At 63.8% G+C, this 18587-nt stretch carries 14 protein-coding genes; 4 read left to right on the top strand and 10 right to left on the bottom strand.

Annotated elements, in window-relative coordinates:
* Positions 1-150 precede the first annotated feature (150 nt).
* The 3 genes from ACYOEI_RS03535 (at position 151) to ACYOEI_RS03525 (ending at position 3912) form a co-directional block, all read left to right on the top strand.
* Complete coding sequence (locus ACYOEI_RS03535; RefSeq protein ID WP_462847915.1) at positions 151-867, top strand: glycosyltransferase family 2 protein; 717 nt, start codon at positions 151-153, stop codon at positions 865-867.
* Positions 867-2483, top strand: coding sequence for a hypothetical protein (locus tag ACYOEI_RS03530; protein WP_462847914.1), 1617 nt, complete (start codon positions 867-869; stop codon positions 2481-2483). Before ACYOEI_RS03535 ends, ACYOEI_RS03530 begins: the two co-directional genes overlap by 1 nt.
* Before the next feature lie 160 nt (positions 2484-2643).
* Positions 2644-3912 (top strand): GNAT family N-acetyltransferase, encoded by a 1269-nt coding sequence (locus tag ACYOEI_RS03525; protein ID WP_462847913.1) that lies wholly within the window; start codon positions 2644-2646, stop codon positions 3910-3912.
* A 17-nt stretch (positions 3913-3929) separates the two neighbouring features.
* On the opposite strand, the gene ACYOEI_RS03520 is transcribed toward ACYOEI_RS03525, so the two are convergent.
* The 3 genes from ACYOEI_RS03520 to ACYOEI_RS03510 all read right to left on the bottom strand — a co-directional run bounded on the left by ACYOEI_RS03520 (position 3930) and on the right by ACYOEI_RS03510 (position 7397).
* Positions 3930-4760 carry an HlyD family secretion protein gene (locus ACYOEI_RS03520; protein ID WP_462847911.1) on the bottom strand — a complete coding sequence of 277 codons (831 nt, stop codon included), beginning with the start codon at positions 4758-4760 and terminating at the stop codon, positions 3930-3932.
* Between the two features lie 38 nt (positions 4761-4798).
* On the bottom strand, positions 4799-5914 hold the full coding sequence (locus tag ACYOEI_RS03515; RefSeq protein WP_462847910.1) for an aminopeptidase: 1116 nt from the start codon (positions 5912-5914) through the stop codon (positions 4799-4801).
* A gap of 259 nt (positions 5915-6173) precedes the next feature.
* Positions 6174-7397 carry a hypothetical protein gene (locus ACYOEI_RS03510; RefSeq protein WP_462847909.1) on the bottom strand — a complete coding sequence of 408 codons (1224 nt, stop codon included), beginning with the start codon at positions 7395-7397 and terminating at the stop codon, positions 6174-6176.
* A gap of 461 nt (positions 7398-7858) precedes the next feature.
* Here ACYOEI_RS03510 and ACYOEI_RS03505 point away from each other — a divergent pair, with 461 nt between their 5' ends.
* Positions 7859-8197, top strand: coding sequence for a DMT family transporter (locus ACYOEI_RS03505; protein WP_462847908.1), 339 nt, complete (start codon positions 7859-7861; stop codon positions 8195-8197).
* Between the two features lie 76 nt (positions 8198-8273).
* Here ACYOEI_RS03505 and ACYOEI_RS03500 read toward each other — a convergent pair whose 3' ends face one another.
* From ACYOEI_RS03500 to ACYOEI_RS03470, 7 genes are all read right to left on the bottom strand, one after another.
* On the bottom strand, positions 8274-9437 hold the full coding sequence (locus tag ACYOEI_RS03500) for a methylated-DNA--[protein]-cysteine S-methyltransferase (RefSeq protein ID WP_462847907.1): 1164 nt from the start codon (positions 9435-9437) through the stop codon (positions 8274-8276).
* Positions 9438-9629: 192 nt separating this feature from the next.
* The gene (locus tag ACYOEI_RS03495; protein WP_462847906.1) at positions 9630-11165 is read right to left on the bottom strand and encodes a M16 family metallopeptidase; all 1536 of its coding nucleotides are present in this window, start codon (positions 11163-11165) and stop codon (positions 9630-9632) included.
* Complete coding sequence (locus ACYOEI_RS03490; protein WP_462847905.1) at positions 11162-12508, bottom strand: M16 family metallopeptidase; 1347 nt, start codon at positions 12506-12508, stop codon at positions 11162-11164. The genes ACYOEI_RS03495 and ACYOEI_RS03490 overlap by 4 nt, the downstream gene beginning before the upstream one ends.
* A gap of 254 nt (positions 12509-12762) precedes the next feature.
* The gene (locus tag ACYOEI_RS03485) at positions 12763-13617 is read right to left on the bottom strand and encodes a carbon-nitrogen hydrolase family protein (RefSeq protein ID WP_462847904.1); all 855 of its coding nucleotides are present in this window, start codon (positions 13615-13617) and stop codon (positions 12763-12765) included.
* A 286-nt stretch (positions 13618-13903) separates the two neighbouring features.
* Positions 13904-15568, bottom strand: a complete 1665-nt coding sequence (locus ACYOEI_RS03480; protein WP_462847903.1) for a sodium/pantothenate symporter — start codon at positions 15566-15568, stop codon at positions 13904-13906.
* A complete protein-coding gene (locus ACYOEI_RS03475) occupies positions 15561-15887 on the bottom strand; it encodes a YhdT family protein (protein WP_462847902.1) in 327 nt (108 codons plus the stop codon). The genes ACYOEI_RS03480 and ACYOEI_RS03475 overlap by 8 nt, the downstream gene beginning before the upstream one ends.
* 374 nt (positions 15888-16261) lie before the next feature.
* Positions 16262-18505, bottom strand: coding sequence for a S9 family peptidase (locus ACYOEI_RS03470; RefSeq protein ID WP_462847901.1), 2244 nt, complete (start codon positions 18503-18505; stop codon positions 16262-16264).
* Between the last annotated feature and the right edge of the window lie 82 nt (positions 18506-18587).

The raw sequence follows: 18587 nt of genomic DNA, 5'->3' as shown, positions 1-18587 counted from the left end.
CTAGAAGCCGTTCGGGGAGGCGGTCAAGGGGGCCCCGACCGGGTTGTCGTCGTGCTCGTTGACTTCCGAATGGCCCCAACTAGAATGCGAAGGTCCAATAATTGCGAGGAGAAAGTCCGGTAAATCCGACACCCGAGGCCGTGCCTCATCATGCGACTGCTCACCGCCATCCCGGTCCATAACGAAGAGGCGCACCTCGAGGCCGTGCTGACCGAGGTCCTCCACCATGCGGGGGATGTCCTCGTCATCGACGACGGCTCGAAGGACCGAACGCCTGAGCTGCTCCGGTCGTTCCCCACGGTCCAGGTGATCCGACACCCGACCAACCTCGGGTATGGCGCGGGGCTCCGGAGCGCCTTCCGATGGACGCTCGAGAAGGGGTATGACGGCCTCGTGACGCTCGACTGCGACGGCCAGCACGAACCTTCGATGATCCCCGAAGTCGGCGCCCACCTCGCCGAGGCCGACATCGTCTCGGGAAGCCGGTATCTCCAGATCTTCGATCCGTCGCAGGTCCCCCCCGAGGAGCGCCGTCGGATCAACGTCGAAGTGACCCGATGGATCAACGAGTGCCTCGGCCTGTCGATCACCGATGCCTTCTGCGGCTTCAAGGCCTATCGATCGACGGCCTTGGCAAAGTTCGACATTACCGACAACGGCTACGCGATGCCCTTGCAGGTCTGGGTGCAGGCCGTCGAACATGGGATGTCGATCGTCGAGGTGCCCGTTCCCCTCATCTATCTCGATGAGTCGAGGGCGTTCGGCGGCTCGCTCGACGATGCCCAGTATCGGCTCAATCACTATCGGGGCGTCTTCCAGTCGGCGCTGGAGCGGTCGAAGCTGGAAGTGGCCGGAGGCTGCTGTTGATGAAAGCCCACCGCCTGCGGGCCCCTTCCGAAGATGGCGCCTTGCTGGCGGAGCCCCCCTTGGCAACGGCCGGTTCCGTCCTGGCCGCCAACGCGGATCTGCTCGCCCGCTGGGATCATGACTTTCAAGGGAGGCGGGCCATCCATCTCCGCGACCTCGCCCGTCGGCAGGTCATCGAGAAGGCCCGCGCCCATCACGCCCGCTTCGACCTCGCGTTGCCCGATCGCCTGGACGAGACCCTCCCCCTCATTGCGACGGGCCACCAGCCTGAACTTTTTCACCCGGGCGTCTGGGTCAAGAACTTCGCCACGGCCTCCCTGGCCCGGCAGAATCACGGCCTCGGACTCAATCTAATCGTCGACAACGACATCCCAAAAGGGGCGAACCTCCGGGTGCCGTTTTCGGGCCCTGCCGGGCTTTCCGTTCGGCGTCTCGAATACGACGATTGGGCCGGCGAAATTCCTTTCGAGGATCTCCCTGCTCGGGATGAGGACAAATTCGCCTCGTTCCCCGACCGCGTCCGCGAAACGTTCGGCGGCCTGGTGTCCGACCCCGTGATCGACCGATACTGGCCGATCGCCGTCGCCCAACGCGAAAAGACCTCGCGTCTCGGTCTCCGTTTCGCCGTGGCACGCCGCAAGCTCGAAGAGTCGTGGGGTGTGCGCAACCTCGAAGTGCCGCTGAGCGACCTCTGCGAGACCGAGGCGTTTCTCTGGTTCGTCACGCACATCCTCGCGCAACTTCCGCGATTCCAGTCGGTTCACAACACAACGCTCGCCCAATACCGGGCCCTCTATGGAATCCGGAGCAAACATCACCCCGTCCCCGCCCTCGGGGGCAAGGACGGCTGGCTTGAGGCTCCGTTCTGGGTCTGGCGGGCCGAAGAGCCGAGGCGGCGTCCCCTCCTGGCACGGCAACTCTCGAAGACGATGGAGTTGCGGATCGAAGGGGAAGACCGCCCCTTGCTCGAACTCCCGCTGGCACCCGATCGTGAAGGGTGTTGCGCCGTCGAGCAACTCCTCACGCTCCCGGGACGGAACGTCCGGCTCCGTACCCGAGCCCTGACGACGACGATGTTCTCCCGGCTGCTCCTCGGCGACGTATTCATCCACGGGATCGGCGGGGCCAAGTACGACGAGCTCGGCGATGAGCTGATCCGCGGGTTTTTCGGGATCATGCCGCCGAATTACTTGACGCTCACGATGACCTTGTGGCTTGGCCTGGCCGACGATCCGGCCAACCTCGGTCGACTCCACGACATCGAACGCACGTTGCGGGACCTCAGGTACAATCCTGACCGCCACCTGGAGTCGGCCGGTCTCGATAGCCGATCTTGGATTGAGGCGAAGCGAGCCGCGATTCTCGCCCCCCAGGAGACTCGTCGCGATCGCCTGGAACGGTTCCAGGAGATCCGCCGGTGCAATGAGGCATTGCAGCCCCTGGTCCAGGACGAGCGAGAACATTGGGTCGCGGAGCGGTCGAGCACGACCGCAGGCTTGCGTCAGAATGTCGTCGCCCACAATCGCGAGTATTCGTTCGTGCTCCACTCCGAGTCCCATCTTCGCGACGCGATGGCCCAGGTCGACGCCGAGGCGGCTGCGACCGGCGGCCTTTGAAAAAAAACGACCGATTCCCGCTCTTGTTTGCGGCGAGGCGTTCTCTTTCGCCTTAGAATGAATGTGAGAGGATGACGTGAGGTCGCGGCCCCGGTCGAACGGTCCCGTTGTCCGCCAAACCTCGTATCGCGAGCGGCACGTCGCCGAGGTGATCGTCCCGATGAAAGTTCCCGCGCCGGTCATCCGGCTCCCGTACCGTCGCGGTTCGGTCGAATTCTGCCTCGGCACGGAGGCGGACCATGAGGCCGTCTATCAGACGCTGCTGCACGTCTTCCACGGGCCCGACCGTGAATCGTTCCTCGGGGCCCTGAACGACCCTTGCTATCGACCCGAGCAACGGCTCCTGGTCAAGGTCGACGGCCGGGTGGTCAGCCACGTCCACCTGACCGAGCGCCGAGTCCGCTTCGGGACGGTCGAGATCCCGCTCAACGGCGTGATGTGGGTGGGCACACTCCCCGAATATCGCGGCCTCGGGTTCGCCCAGAACCTGATGCGGCTCGCGGACGACCGCGCCCGAGAAACCGGGGTCGGTCTCCAGGCGCTCACGACGGGGATGCCGCAATTCTACCGTCCTCTCGGGTGGGGAATCTGCGGGCGGCAGACGTTCGGCCAGACGTTGAGTCGGAATCTCCCCCAGGTCAGCGACGGCGTCATCGAGGGGAGGAGCGGGTTCTGGCACGTCCGACCCTGGCGGCAAGTCGAGCTCAACGACCTGATGGCGCTCTACGAGCTCCAGTACGCCGAGACCACGGGGACGATCGTCCGTTCCGAGGACTACTGGCGATGGATGATCGGGCGTAAGTATGCCCACGTCATCTGGGTCGCTTGCCAGGGGGAGACGGTCCGGGGCTACGCGTTCGTCAAGGATCACAAGATCCTCGAGCTCGCGTTCCATCCGGCGCACCCGCAGGCGCTCAAAGCCTTGCTCGGTCGAGTCCGGGCCGAGGCGTTGGAACGCGCCTATCCCGAGGTGATCGTCCACGCACCGTCCGGCCATCCGGTACTCGACGCTTTCAGATCGGCCTCGGGAAAGATCGTCGATCTCGACGAGTACGACGGTACTGCCTCGATGTACCACATCCCCAACGTCGGAGCATTCCTCCAGTCGATCCTGCCCGAGCTTTCTCGGCGAGCCTCCGAGGCGGGCGTCCCGCTCCCGGTCGAGCTCGGCCTCACGGTCGGCGATCGGCGATGGTTACTCCACATCGAAGGCGCGAAGTCGCGTATCGAGCCCGACAAGCTCAGTCGCCGTCACCTGACCCTCAGCTCGGCGACGCTCGTGCGTCTGCTCACGGGGCACGTGGACATCGATGCCGCGGCGGCGGAGGAAGGCTTCGAGACCTCGACCGGCACCGCCCTCGACGCCGCTCGCGTCTTGTTCCCCGCCCGGCCGATCTGGAGAAGTCCCCTCGACAGTGCGACCGCGTAATCCGCCGGAAGACGCGGTCAGTTCGACTTCGTTGACGACGGGTTTGCCGCGGACTCGACCTGGTTGAGCTTACCTTTCTCCGATCCCAGGCTCGCGTCGGCATCGGCCGCCGCCTTGCGGAACAGGTCGAGCTCGGCCGCGGGGATCAATCCCCGATTCGAGCGCTCCAAGGCGATCGATAACCGGTTCCTCGCCCCTTCCGCAATCACCTCGAAGTAGCGGATCCGGGCCTTGTGATACTCGGCCTTCAGTCGCTCGTATTCGGCCGTGTCGTAGGACTTTTCGCCACGACGAGACGCCAGTTCCAGGACGACCTGGGCCTGCCTGGACTGGCTAAGGGCGACGCTGGCCTTGGATGTGTTCTTGCTGAGCTCGCTGTCCTCGACCTCCTGACGACTAATCGCCCGGCGTTGGTAGAGCTTGCGATCCTGCTCGAGGCTATATTCGCGGTAATCGAGGTCGACCTTGGCCATCGCTTCCTGCTTCTTCAGCCAGTCGAGCAGAAGCGAGTAGGCCTTCACTTCATCGGGCGAGATGGCGTGCCCCATGACGTCACGCTCGTACACCTTCAGGGCACGATAGGCCATGGTCTCGGCCTCGTGGGCTTCGGCATAGCGCAACGCGGTCCCGTCCCGCTCGAGGTCGGCGCGGCTGAGCATCCCGCGCTGGGCCAGCCGCTGGCTGCTGGCATACATGCCTCGCTTGAGCATTATCGTGTCATGCAAACGCTGGAGTTCGCGATCGAGGTCGTCGACCTCCATGCTTCGGTGGAGTGCCAGGGGGAACTGGTCGGGGTCAGCCTTGGCCTGGGCGAAGAGCGTCAACGCGAGCAGCAAGGCGGTAGGCATGGTTCGGGCCTCCCAAGGGATCGGCGATCCCTGATCTTTCATTCGGGGTCGAGCGCCTTCAGGTCTTCGGGGAGGAATTGGCCATCGATGCGGATCGGGACGCCGTCGAAGGCGATCGTCCCCCCGCCGTATTCCGGGCGTTGGATCTGCACGAGATCCCAGTGGATCTTCGAGCGATTGCCGTTGTCCGCCTCGTCGTAGGCGTTGCCCGGAGTCAGATGAAAGCTTCCGGCGATCTTCTCGTCGAAGAGGATGTCGCGCATCGGATTCAAGATCCGCGGGTTACACCCGATCGACCACTCGCCGGTGTAGGCAGCTCCCTCGTCGGTCTCGAAGATCCTCCGGAGCTTCTTGACATCCCCCCCCGCGCATTCCGCGTTCACGATCTGTCCGTCGCGGAAATCGAGGCGAATGCCATCGAAGGACGAGCCCTGATAGATCGTCGGCGTGTTGAATCGGACGTGCCCGTTCACGGAGTCGCGCACGGGAGAGGTGAAGACCTCGCCGTCGGGGATGTTCATTTCGCCCGAGCACGGGATCACCGGAATTCCCTCGATCGAGAAATGCAGGTCCGTCTCAGGCCCCGTGATCTGCACCTCGCGTGCCGCCGACATTCGATCCACCAGCGGTCGGAGGGCCTTGGAGAGTCGGGGGTAGTCGAGGTTGCAGACGTCGAAATAGAAGTTCTCGAACGCCTCGGTGCTCATACCGGCCTGCTGCGCCATGCTCGCGTTGGGCAGACGCAAGACACACCACCGGGTCTGCTTGATTCGGCACTCGAAATGGACCGGCTTCAAGAAGTGAGTCGTATAAAGATTCATCTTCTCACCGGGGACGTCGGCCATCTCATTGATGTTCCGAGCGCCCCGCAACGCGATGTAGGCGTTGACCCGCTGCATCCGCTGGAGCTCGTACTCGCCGAGGGCCTGCATCTGGCCCTCGGAGGCGTTCCGGACCAACTCGCGAAGGATCCGAGTGTCCTTGGTCTCGACGAGGGGATAGGCCCCTTTCCGGGCCGCCTTCTGCACCAACAGTCGAGGAAGTGTCGTGTCGTCGAGGTCGAAGCACTCAACGAGGAGGGTTTCCCCGGCCTGGACTCGCGTCGAGTGGTTGATCAGGATCTCGGCGAGCGTGTCCCAGCGTGGGTCGGGCATCCAGACGGCCTCCCTGCAATCCTGTCGGATGGGGTTTCGCAAGAACGAGGCCGCCGGCGCGGCATCGGTTTCGTCGATCTCCTCATTGTAACACCGGAAGGCTCGGGCGGAGTCGAGGTTCTTCACAATACTGACTGAGTGAGGGCATGGCTCTTTCGATAGGTTTCCCCCTCTCAAACGACGAAACGGTCCGACGACCTTAGGAGGTCGTCGGACCGTTGTAGGGTCGGGCTGAGAATGGCCCGAGTATTCGGCTTGGTCAGGGCTTTTTCGTCGGAGCGATCGACGCGGCGATTTCGACCGTCAGTCCGGTCGTCAGCGGAAATCGGAAGACGATCGGCTTGATCGAGGACCAGAGAAGTCGAGCCGCGGCGTCAGTGATCAGGGTTTCCTTCAATTCGATGGGGAGAGGGAAACCCGCCGGGAGGCTGGCGCGGATCGAAGCCGGGTCGAAGGTCCTTGCCTGCGGTCCACGCACCGGTGCTTCGGGAGCGGGAGTGGGAGTAGGTGTGGGAGCAGGAGTCTGGAGCCGGTTCGGAGCCTGGGGTGTGGCGCAAGGGTCCGAGGAATTCGGCAACGTCGACGGAGGAACGGCCTCATCAGGAAGCGGCGGGAGCGGGACGAGGGTCCCGTCACCGGTCCTGGCCTGGGGGAGTGACCGACTCGGCAACGACGGCACGGCCATAGCTCCTTCGCCCGCGGCTGGGCGAGGAGGCAGTGTATAGCTGAAAGCGCGGCCCGTCCCCTTGTCCGTCGTGAAGCTCGCCTGCCGGATGGCGGACTGGGCCTCGACCAACATCAATCGTTCGCGGACCAAGGCCTTCCCCTGGCCGTCGTCGACCGTGTGGGCGCCGAGACTGATGACCAAGGCCCCTCCATTCGGGATCAGCCACTCGCCTTGAGCGGTCGACTTGACGACCTCGGGGATTTCGAGCTGAGGGGTCAACTTGCTCGGTTCGGCATCCTTCTCTTTCGCGGGAATCGACTCCGAGAGCATGACCTTATGGATGGCCGCGATCCGCGTGTCGTCCACCACGACCTTGGCCAGCACGCCCTGATCGAGCTTGCGGCCGGAGATCGTGAACTGGCAGCCATCACGGACATCTTCCTGTTCGGGGGTATAAGCGACGGCGATGGCCTGATCGACGGGTCCGTCGGCATGTCGGGTCAGTTGGGCAGTCACCTTGTGGGTAACGAGTTGCGAGACGTGGGCGAGCGACTCCGGGGCCGCCGTGACTCGAGGAGCCATCACCACGCGAGCGGCTCGCCCGGCCAGCGCCGCGACCACCGCGCCATCCCCCGTCCAGACCGTCGCATTGCCTTGTCGGGCGGCCGGCTGGAGCCTCGAGTAGAGGGTTTCTCGCCATCCGAGCCCGTCCATCTCCAGGACGCGGACCTGGTACTGCATGACCGGGCCGCTGGCCCCTCGAGTATCGTCCGCTCCCAAGAGAGCCAGGCTCAGTAGACCCATCGTGATGTTCATGTGACGACCTCCATTCCGTCAAGACACTGAGGCACGGTCCGTGCCCCCCGGACATGAGCGCGGGGATGTTACGCTCCGGGGCGGGATCGGTCAACCGCACCTTGTCGGCTTACTACGGCATGACCTTGAAGGTTTTTCGACCTAAAACGACAGGTTCCTGAGGATGGCGAAGGTCCTCTCCTTCTCGTAATTTTCGGGGGTCACCGGGGTCGTCCTGATCCCCAAGACTCCTCGGATGACCAGACGAGCCGCGCGACACAAGTGATCGAACAGACTTGGGTTTATAGAATACTAGACGTGATGCTCGGAGCGACTCCGACCGAACTTCATCCCGGACGGAATTCGGTGGAACGGCATCTCGACAGGTGTTCCAATGGGTGCGACTCGGCCGACCCGACGATGGGGCCAACAGGGGCTTGGACCGGTTGAGTCGGAACAGAACACTCAGGATCGTGATGTCGATGAACCCACGCACCCTCGCCGTCCTCGTGACCATCGGGTTCAGCATACTCGGGGTCGTGGGCGACTACTTCCTCAAGCTCGCGAGTGCCAGCGAGACTCCACTCCGATCGCGTTGGTTCGTGATCGGATTCGTCGTGTATGCGTCGACGGCCTTCGGCTGGGTCTTCGTCATGAAGCATCTCAAGCTCGGGACGATCGGGGTCGTTTACTCCGTCTCCCTGATCGTGCTGTTGACGACAGTCGGCGTCGTCTTCTTCCGTGAGTCGCTCAACGCGTCCGAAGTCGCGGGACTCCTGATGGCGATCGCGTCGCTCTTCCTCTTGGTCCGATTCGCGTAGGTGCCTACGAAGGTTAGCCTCATTGAGCGGTCGCGAAACCCGATTCCTTTTTAAAAGGCGGGCCGAAGCACAAGTCTCAGCTTTTGAGCGAATTCCAGAAATAAAGAGATGCCACCGTTCGGAGAGGCCGCCACGATTCTCCCAGGGCAAGCAATTGTTTCGGGTTCGGCACCTCTCCCAACTCGTAGATCTCCCCAACGACTCGACGGAGCGCATAGTCGTCGGCGGGCAGGACATCCATTCGGCCGAGGTGGAATATGAGCAGCATTTCGACGGTCCACCGCCCGACGCCACGGATCGAGACGAGTCGCTTGACGATCTCTTCGTCGGAAAGCGACTGAATCTCTTGCGAGGACGGGACCGTTCCGTCGAAGGTTTTGGCGGCGAGATCCTTTAAAGATGCCGTCTTGGCACCCGATAGGCCTGCGGCCCTCAAGGATTCGTCCGGAGTTTCGAGGAGTTCCTGGGGGCCGGGAATTCCCTCGTCAGGGTAGAGCGACTTGACCCTGCCCAGGATCGTCGAGGCGGCTTTGGGCGAGAGTTGCTGGTGGACGACCGCCGAGAACAAGCAGGCGTAGGGGGACTCGCCCCCCTTCCTCTTGAAGACGATCGGTCGGGCCAGGCAGGCCGTGAGCCTCGAGTCTCGGGCGACGAGTGAGGGAGCGAGGCGTCGCAGATCCTTTTCCGAATTGAGGGTTGCCGGCGCCCCCATCGGAGCACCTTCGACGGCCAGCATCCAGGCTTTGGTCGATCGTCCCCCGTGCGCGGAGAAGCCTCCTGGCTTGCCCCCCGCGGCGAGTATCCTGTGGCACGGGATGATGAGCGCGATCGGATTTTTACCGAGCGCCTGCCCGACGGCCCGAGCCGCGGCCGGTCGGCCCACACCTTTCGCGAGGTCGCCGTAGCTCCGCGTCTGCCCGGAGGGGATCTCTCGTGCCGCCTCGTAGACCTCTCGAGCGAAGCTCGCCGCGCCGTCCAAATCCAGCGCGACATCCCGAAAGTCCTGAGCGGCTCCCAGAAAGTGCTTCCCGACCCTCGCGATGATCTCGGCAACCTTCGGCGGAGGTGTCGAGGCGATCGTCAGGCCTGAATCCCGCGCGAGCTTCGACTCGGTCAAACCGTAGGTTGCTTCCGGAAGTTGAAATCGAAACAGGACGGGGGTCGCCGATTCCGATTCCCGCCAGGCGATTCCGCACGCTCCTATCGGGGTCTCGAACAGGCAGTATCCCGCGGATTTCACGAGTTCCACTCCTCAACGGAACGAGGAGGCCGATCCGGCCAACTCGGTCCGTCGACCTTCCTGGCGAATCTGCGCGACCTCGGCAACGCGTGGGATCGCGATCTCGACCTTCACCAACCTTGTTGCGAGGCTTCATCAAGCCCAAGCAGGGCGACGCTAACATCGCGAATGTCCCTGTCTCGAGGCACTGACCTATTTCTCGAACATCTCAGCGACCGGGACTACCTTCACCTTCACATCGTTCAGAGGAAAATCGGCGATGATCTTATCCTCGGCGAGGATCGAGTCGAGCGTCCCTTGTGTGTCATAGGTGATCGGCGTCGGTTTGCCGGAGAGAAGGATATCACGGAGCGCGGACGCCTCCTGAGCAACGATGGCGACCTTCATCCCCGGCCGTTTCAGGTGTCGACGCACCGCGTCATTCACCTGGGCGGCGGTCAGGCGGGGGAGTCGACGGGTCAGTTCGGTGACCAGATCGTCCCGGCCGTAAAAGGCGCCATCCATTGCATAGCCGAGCCTTCGCGATAAGGTCTGCACCCAGAGCTTGCTGTAGTTCAGGAGGAAGGACCGAGTCGCTTCGAAGTCGGCCTCGCTCATCCCTTCGTTGATGAGCCGATCGAGTTCCCAGAGCGCTCCCCGGAGTGCAAAGGCCGCTTTCTCCTTCGGGACGGGTCGGAGCCAGATCGTGAACGCCTGCTGACGTCGGGGATTGTTCGGGACCGGGAAGGTGCTCATCCCTTCCTGGATGAAGTCTTCGAGGTACGAATAATCGCCGTAGTTGAGCCCGCGCTTGCCGCGGAGATCCTGCATCAGCTTGCCATTGAACGTCCGGTGCTCGCCGAGATACGAGTTGGCGACGGCCAGGGCGTAGAAGTCGTCATCTTGCCGCGTGACCTGGATCGGGAACCCGAGCGAGATCGCCGACGAGTCGGCCGGCTTCTCCACAATCGTCACCTCGAGCCCCTTGGGAATCTCAGGACGGGGCAGGGGAGGCGGTGAGAGCGTCGGAGGTGGCAGGGATAAGTCCTTCTCGAAGCGAGCGAGGAAGGCCTGGTCGGTCCCCCCGGCAACTCCGACCTCGAGGTTCCCCCTCGTGTAGTGCGCACGATAGAATGCTTTCACATCGTCCAGGGTGATCGACTTCAGTCCCTGGACGGTCCCCTGATCGACATGGCCGTAAGGGTGTCCCTTGTACAACGCGAGTTGCAAGGCCCATTTCCCAAGCTCTTCGTCGTTCCCACCGCGCAGGGTCTTCGTGAGGTAGTCCAGGGCGTCGTTTCGGAGTCGGTCGAAGTCCTCCGGGGCGAAACGCGGCGTGGTCAGCATCGCGGTCGCCAGGGTTTCGTAGGCGGCGAGGTTGTCGCGATGGACCTCGCCTGCGAAGACCGTGGCCTCTTTGTGACAGGATCCGGAGAGGGACGCGGCCATCGGGTAGAACTTTTCGAGGATCTGATCATAGGACAGATCCTTGGTCCCACCTTCCGCGATGAGAGACGCGGTCAACGCGGCGAGTCCCTCCTTGCCGGGCGGGTCGTCCTGCGTGCCGACGCGGAAGACAAACCGTAAGGCGACGAGCGGCGTCGATTTCGACGGCAACAGGAGTGCCCCCGGCCGAGAGGTCCTGCTCTTAACGGGAGCCTCGGGCTCGGCCGGCAAAGCGGGAGATCCCAGCCAGAGAAGAGCGAGGGCCGCGGCCATCGAGTAGCGGAGACGACTCGGCACGATCATTTCGAGGTCTCCGATTCGAGGTTTACGACGGTTCCATTCGACCGGGAGAAATAGCGACCGGCGACGCGACGAAGGTCGTCCGGGGTGAGGCGGTCGTAGGCCGCGTATAGGTCGTTCATGGAGTCGGGGCGGCCGGTCGCGGAGATCGCGTAGCTCACCGCGAGCGCCACGGCGTCCGGGCTGTCGAGCGAGCCGGCGAACGCATAGCGTAAGTGGGATTTGATCGCATCGAGGCGACCGGAGTCGATCGGCGTCTTGGCGGCCTCGGCGAGTGCGGCCTCGATCCGAGTGCGGACGCCGGCGACTTCTTCCGGCTTGCGGACCTGAGCCACGATGGTTAAGAGGCCGGGGTCGCGTTTCGATTCCGCGTCGGCGGCGAGGAGGGTTACACGTTGTTCCTCGAGCACCAAGGACTTGTACAGGGGGCTCGTCTCGCCGAAGACGGCCTGGGCCAGGGCACTCAGAGCTGCGGTGTCGGGATTCCTTGGTTCCCCGGCAGGGATGTGGAAACCGAGGTAGAGGATGGGGAGCGTGGGGAGGGGCCAGCCCAGGCGGGCCGAGCGTTCCGAGGTCTGTTCGGGCTCGACCGGGATCGTCACCGAGGACCGGCCCTTTTCCCAACTCCCGTAGTCCTTGCGAACCAACCGGACGAGTCGGTCGTGGTCGACGTCGCCCGCGACGACGATCGTGCAGTTCTCCGGCCGATACCAGCGATCGAAGAAGGTCTTGCTGTAGGCGAACTGGTTCGGCATATCCTTGATGTCGGCCAGGAACCCGATCGTCGTGTGCTTATAGGTGTGCGCCGTGTACGCCTTGTCCTGCATCGTCTCGTTCAGGATCAGGAACGGCGAGGACGCGCTCTTGTTGTATTCCCCAAGGACGGCCCGCGCTTCCTTCTGGAAGTCGGCCTGGTCGTATTTGAGGTTCCGGAAGCGATCCGCCTCGATCTCGACGATGGTCGCGAGTGCCGAAGAAGGGGCGGTCATGTGATAGCACGTCAGATCATCGGACGTGAACGCATTCGCGTCCGCGCCGAGCGACTTTACGACGTCGTTGTACTTATCCTGCGAGTATTTCTCGGTCCCGCGGAACATCATGTGTTCAAAGAAGTGGGCAAATCCGGAGAGTCCTTTCTCGACCTCGTTCCGCGAGCCCGTCCGGACGACCGTGTAGTAGGCGATGATCCCCGGCGAGTCGAAGGGCACCGACATGACCGTCAGGCCGTTGTCGAGTGCGGTCGTCTTGATCGGGAACGGGAAGATCTTCTCGGTCTCGCCAGTCCCTCCCGGCGCGGCCCCTACACCGATCCCAAGGACCGCCAAGGTCCAGACCCATCGCCGCATCGCTCGCTCCTTTTTCCTCTGCGACCGCGCGACCCGCGAAGCCGCCGAACGTGATCCTCGCAGGGCAATCGCGACCGCCTCGTCCCTCGCTCCATCGATACGGTCGAACGGGTCGTCCGTTGACTCTTGAACACTGTATCCGAAACGGTGAGGCCGTCAATCGTCCGGTGATCGCTCGAAGGCACGACGATGGGGCGCTCGCAACGATCCAGGACGTTGCGTCTCGACGGTGCATCGAATACCGAACCGACGTTTCAATCCTTGCCGTTGGGGCGCCCGATCTCGTCGTAGAATCCCGGCCGACGATCGGCCATGCGATCGATCTCGTGCAGCCCGGGGACTCGGACCCGACGCTTCGTGCGGGCGCGTTCGCAGTCGATTTCGGCATAAATGATCTCTTCCGCGTCGACGCTCGCGAGCGCAAGCGCCTCGCCGTCGGGCCCGTAGATCGAGCTCCGGCCGATGAAGCGGAAACCCCGCTCCTCGCCGACCCGGTTCGCGGCCAGCATGTAGACCACGTTTTCCATCGCCCGGCAGGGGATCATGTGCTCCGCCGCGCACTCGGCATGCCTCGGCCAGTTGGTGGGCAGGACCAGGAGGTCGGCCCCCAGCAGGCTCAACACCCGTCCCGACTCGGGGAAGGAGCCGTCGTAACAGATGTGCATGCCCACTCGGAGCCCGCCCACGTCATGAACGGCAAAAGGCCGGTCCCCCGGATCTGCAAAACGATCCACGCCGAGATAGGGAAGATGCACCTTACGATACGAGCCGACCAGGCCTTCCGGCCCGACCAACACGCACGCGTTGAACAGACGATCCCCATCGCGTTCGAGCATCCCGAAGGCGGCGGCGACCTGAAGCCGGGCGCAGTGTTCTTCGACTTCACGGATGCTCGGTCCGGGGACGGCCTCGGCAAACGACATCGCCTCGGCTTTGCTTTCGAAACCGTACCCGGACAGGGCACATTCCGGAAACACAACGAGCTTCGCATCGTCCTCGGCCGCCTCATGCAGCCTTGCCAGGATCTTCGCCCGATTCTCGGCGACCTTGCCGAGCTCCGGATCCATTTGCACCGCGGCGACTCGGTAGACGTGGGACGAATTCGACACGAAGCTAGCCTCCCGATAGCGATCGGAGCTTCGGCCTCCAGGCCGAATCGATCTCGCCACTGTATCAGGCCGGTCGCTCCCTCATAAGGAGGAGACGATATCAGGGCATACGCCCGATTCGTCCTCGGATGAGGAGTCGCTTGGAGCATGGACTGGAATTGATCGTTGTGCCCGACCCTATGACCGTCAAAAGGCCACTCGGCCGAGTGTCGACCTCCCCTGCGGAAGAGAGGTGGACATCGGCCGAGTTGAGTCGAAACGAGACGAAACGCGCTGCGTCCTGCGATCAGCCCACCATCTCCGGGTGGAGGTCGAAGGTGGCGGGGGCCGGGGCGCTGGGGGGCTGGTCGTCGAAGAAGAGGGCGACTCGGGCAGGGTTGGGTGGGGGTGAAAGCCAACTGCCGATCAGCCCGGCGAGGAGCGATCCCGACAGGCTCCAGATGCACGGGTCGAGGCCGCAGAGATAATAGGGGCGGAAGGTGCTCTTGGCCCCGATGTCGGGGTTGGGAGGCAGGAGGCCGGCGAGGCCGATCTTACCGAGGTCGATCATGCCGAGGAGGTACAATCCGAGGGTGATCGTGGTCCCTGTCGCCATCGCCGCGATGGCACCGGTCGCGGTGGACCGCCGCCAGAAGGCGCCGAGGAGGGCGGGCATCAGGAACGCAGCCGCCATCCCCGTGCTCGAGAACACGACGATCAACTGGAGGTACGTGGGCGGATTGATGGCCGCGACCGCGGCGATCAGGCCGACGGCGATCGTCGCCAGGTAGCTCGCCCTGGCGATCTCATGCTCCGAGGCCGTGGGCTTCAGGAACCGCTGATAGATGTCGCGGACCATCCCCGACGAGACGATCAGGAGCCAGCCGCTGACGGTACTCAGGACCGCTCCATACGGGGCCGCGAGGATCAGGCCGGCGACGTACGGGTTCGCCAAGGCGATCACGAGGCTGGGCATGACGTCGTCCGACGAGGCGAGGTTCGGCAGGATGCTCCGCGCAGCGACGAAGATGAAAACGAGCGGGATGTAGATCGCCAGGTTGTAGACGGTCAGGTACAGGATCGAGTACCGGAGCGTCTTCGAGTCTCGGAAGGCCATCAGGCGGACCATCGTCGAGGGTTGGCCCATGCCGGTGATCGCCCACATGAAGAAGAACGAGACCGCGAGTCCGAAGGGATGGAAAGTCCGACCGGCTCCCGGCCCGAAGGCGAAACTATTGCCGGCCTGCGCCATGCCCGCGACCGTGGCCTGATGGAGTCCGCCCGAGGCTTTCATCGCGAGCGGGAAGAGGAGGAGCACCCCGACGGCCATCACCAAGCTCTGGAAGACGTCGGTCCAGATCGCGGCGAGGAACCCACCGTAGGTCGTGTACGCGACGACCGTCGCGGCGAAGATGGCCAGGCCAAGGTAATAACCGCCCATCGCCTGGTCGCTGTGGGCGATCCCCGCGAACCAGTCGGCCGCCTCGAGGGGCAGGACAATCCGCAGGATGACCGCTCCTGCCTTGAACTGCGGGATCAGGTTGCAGATCAGGAAGAACATCACGAGGATGCTCGTCAAGAGCCCAAGAGCCGGGCTGCCGAACCGCTCGCGGAGGAGGTCGGGGAGCGTGATCGCGCCTGTTTTCCTCGAAATCTGGCCGATACGCTTCCCGAGGACGCCCAGGATGGTAATAGGCATGACCATGTAGGAGGCGATCCAGAGACCGACGACCCACCCGAAGCTGTAGACCATCGACGGGAATCCGACGAACGTCCCGCCGCTCATGACCGCCGCGGTCAGGGCGACCGCGAAGGCGCCGAGTGAGCGATTGCCGAGGAAGTATTTTTCGAGGAAATTCCCCTTACGGCCCGCGAAATTGGCGACGACGCCAAGGCCGAGGGAGATGAGGGTGAACAGGATGAGGGCGACCAGAGTCTGCCACTCGGCGTGGACCACTTTGGCATTAATCATGGAGGCCCCCTTCGCGGATGTCGGCCTCGAGCTCGCTCGTACGGTCCTTGCCGAGATCGTCGTCGGACATGTAGAAGCCGGCGAACCAGAAGATGAAGATCGAGCAGGCAAGCCAGGGGACGATCACGCCCCAGAAGATCCACGAGGGCATCCCGAAGATCGGATGCACGTCGTCGGGTCCGAGCGTCTGGCCGGGTCGATCGTATCCGGCCCAGTACGAGTAGACGCAGCAGTAGATCGTCGACACGACCCAGACCGCGCCGATGATGATCGCCTCGCGTCGGGAGTTCTTGAGTACGGAGTCGGTGTCTCGGGACACGGCGACGGGTCTCCGAATTCGTTGGCGGTGGAGGGGACGGGACACGTTGCAGTCGGACGGCGCCTGGCGGTCGGGGAGAGCGGTTCGGCGGGCCCTTGCCTTTTTCGCACGTCCGGCCCCCGAACGCAACCCTTGACTCCCCACAATGATCGAGTGGCCAGGATGTGTCGCGACGAAGCCTCATCGAGCGGGCGTCGTCTCCGAATCTCGTCGGAGACGACGGATCCGCATCGCATGCTCAAATCTTGATTGATTCTCCGCGTCTCCTCCCGTCCTCCGGACCGATCAACGTCGCCGAGCCGAGTCGACATGCAGTCACGAGAGGCGAGCGTGACGCGTGGCTCGATCGTACACGACGTCCCGAGAGACGCCCACTACTTCCCGAGGGCCAGCGACTTCTCGAAGAAGGAACCCATCCGCTCCGCGACATATTTTCGATCGGCTTCCCGTCGGGAGGAGTGCCTCTCGTCGGGCAGGGGGAGGAGCGAGAACGGTTTCGAGGCGGTGATCATCGCCGTCGTCAGCCGCGCGGTGTGGCGGAAGTGGACGTTCTCGTCGAGCATCCCGTGGATCACCAGAAGCTCGCCGCGGAACGTCCCGGTGTGCGTCAGAACGGAAGAGTCGCGGTATCCGTCCGGGTTGTTGGCGGGCGTCCCCATGTAACGCTCGGTGTAGCAGGTGTCGTAGCCGTCCCAGTCGGTCACCGGGGCGACCGAAACGCCCGCCTTGAAGACGTCCGGGACGAGGGCCATGGCCAGGAGGGTCATATAACCTCCGTAGCTGCCCCCCGTGATGCCGACTCGGCTCGTGTCGACTTCGGGCCAACGACTGGCGACGAACCGGACGCCGTCGACCTGGTCGCGGACCTCGACGCCCCCCATGTGCCGGTTCAATGCGGCTTCGAAGGCATGGCCGCGACGCGAGGAGCCGCGGTTGTCCGTCTTCCAGACGGCGAAGCCGAGCCCGGAGAGATACTGCGCCGTGAGGTCGGCGGAGATCGTCCACGACTCCGTCACCGTCTGGACGTGGGGTCCGCCATAGACCATGACGACGAGCGGAGCCCGATCGCCCAAGGCTTTCGACCGAGGCGCGTAGTAGGCACCGTAGAGCGTGCCGCCGTCGCGGTTCTGGTACTCGACGAGTTCCGGTGGGGTGAGCGCCAGCTCCCCGATCCGAGGGTCGGAGGCGGCGTCGTCGATCGTCTTGAGAATCTTCCCCGAACGGTCTCGGAGCGTCGTGACCGGAGGACGATTGCGACTCGACGCCACGTCGACGTAATGCTCACCATCGCGAGCGACCGCAACGCGATGGACCCCGGGCTCGTTGGTGACCTTTTCGACCGCGCCGCCGTCGAGGGACACGCGATAAAGGTGGGCTTCGAGCGGGGTCTCGCGGCCGGCGGTGAACCAAACTTCCCGCCGTCGCGAGTCGAGCGTGACCACCGAGTCAACCGGCCAATCTCCCGAGGTCAAGGTCCGGATGTGGGCACCGTCCGCCGATCGAAGCTCGAGGTGGCGGAAGCCCGACCGTTCCGAAGACCAGAGGAACTCCCCGGTCGCCTCGATCACATGGAGATCTTGGTGGAGGTTGACCCAGGTCTCGGAAACATCTTCGAGGAGCAGGACCGGTCGCCCTGACCGGGCATCGACTTTGATCAATCGCAAGGACTTCTGGTCCCTCGAGAGCCTCTGGACCAGGAGTGTTTCGGGTGATTGCCAGTTCACTCGGGCGAGATAGCTGTCCCTCTGGGCGTCCTCGAAGTCGATCCAGCGAGTTTCGCCCCCCGAAACGTCGACGACGCCTAGCCGGACCTTCGCGTTGGCGGCGCCGGCGAAGGGATAGCGGTGGGTCTCGACCGAGTAGCTCTCGCCCCCCTGGTGGACGATCGAGTAGAGCGGGATGTGCCGTTCATCGGTCTCTTGATAGGCGATCCGCCCGCCATCGGGCGACCACCAGAAGCCCGAGAACCGATCCATCTCCTCCTGCGCGATGAACTCGGCGAGGCCGTGAGTGACCCCGTCGCGGGCACCTCGAGTCAGTCGAGTCTCTTTCTTCGTGGCCAGGTCGATGACATGGAGTTCATCATCCCGAACGAAGGCCACCTTCGTCCCGTCGCGATTCAACTTGGGGTCGATCTCGGGACTGGGGGTCTCGGTGATCCGCTCCAGGGCCTCGGTGCGGCGTTGGAGGTAGAGATCACCGCCGAGCGGGATGATCGCGACGTCGGCCTCCTCGGCGCGAATGACCTGGGTGATGCCGGTCTCGCGAAGTCGTTGCCGTTCCCGACGGAGCTTCTCGGCCGCGGAGAGGCTCGCCTCGGTGTCGCCGCTCCCGGGGGGGCGGGCGACGACTCGAGGCTCGCCGGCATCGACACCCACACGCCAAAGGACCCGGCTCAGGCTCGACGATTCCGACTTCAGGAATCCGAGAGACTTCCCGTCGGGGGTGAACTCGAGGGCACCCGGGACAACCGTCCCCGGCGCGGGGAGCTTCGCGACCGCCCCGGCGTCGACCGGTCGCCGAGCCGTCGAATCCTTTCCAGGAGGTCCGGCATGGGCTGAGTTCGACATCAGGCCTCCCAGAATCACGACCGCGACCGTCGAGCGGAGGAGCGTCATGAGAATCTCATAATGAAATCAAATCATGAAATTTAAAAACACTTTATGGGCGATGTGACGAGCGCGACGCTCGGGGCTGGCA

It is taken from the genome of Singulisphaera rosea (assembly GCF_054877945.1).
The sequence above is the reverse complement of the archived record's forward strand: the minus strand, read 5'-3'. Positions and strand labels throughout refer to the sequence as shown.

Excerpts from the sequence above, each read along its gene's own strand:
- ACYOEI_RS03535 (WP_462847915.1), top strand. The coding sequence starts at position 151 with ATGCGACTGCTCACCGCCATCCCGGTCCATAACGAAGAGGCGCACCTC.
- ACYOEI_RS03530 (WP_462847914.1), top strand. The coding sequence starts at position 867 with ATGAAAGCCCACCGCCTGCGGGCCCCTTCCGAAGATGGCGCCTTGCTG.
- ACYOEI_RS03525 (WP_462847913.1), top strand. The coding sequence starts at position 2,644 with ATGAAAGTTCCCGCGCCGGTCATCCGGCTCCCGTACCGTCGCGGTTCG.
- ACYOEI_RS03520 (WP_462847911.1), bottom strand. The coding sequence starts at position 4,760 with ATGCCTACCGCCTTGCTGCTCGCGTTGACGCTCTTCGCCCAGGCCAAG.
- ACYOEI_RS03515 (WP_462847910.1), bottom strand. The coding sequence starts at position 5,914 with ATGCCCGACCCACGCTGGGACACGCTCGCCGAGATCCTGATCAACCAC.
- ACYOEI_RS03510 (WP_462847909.1), bottom strand. The coding sequence starts at position 7,397 with ATGAACATCACGATGGGTCTACTGAGCCTGGCTCTCTTGGGAGCGGAC.
- ACYOEI_RS03505 (WP_462847908.1), top strand. The coding sequence starts at position 7,859 with ATGAACCCACGCACCCTCGCCGTCCTCGTGACCATCGGGTTCAGCATA.
- ACYOEI_RS03495 (WP_462847906.1), bottom strand. The coding sequence starts at position 11,165 with ATGATCGTGCCGAGTCGTCTCCGCTACTCGATGGCCGCGGCCCTCGCT.
- ACYOEI_RS03490 (WP_462847905.1), bottom strand. The coding sequence starts at position 12,508 with ATGCGGCGATGGGTCTGGACCTTGGCGGTCCTTGGGATCGGTGTAGGG.
- ACYOEI_RS03480 (WP_462847903.1), bottom strand. The coding sequence starts at position 15,568 with ATGATTAATGCCAAAGTGGTCCACGCCGAGTGGCAGACTCTGGTCGCC.
- ACYOEI_RS03470 (WP_462847901.1), bottom strand. The coding sequence starts at position 18,505 with ATGACGCTCCTCCGCTCGACGGTCGCGGTCGTGATTCTGGGAGGCCTG.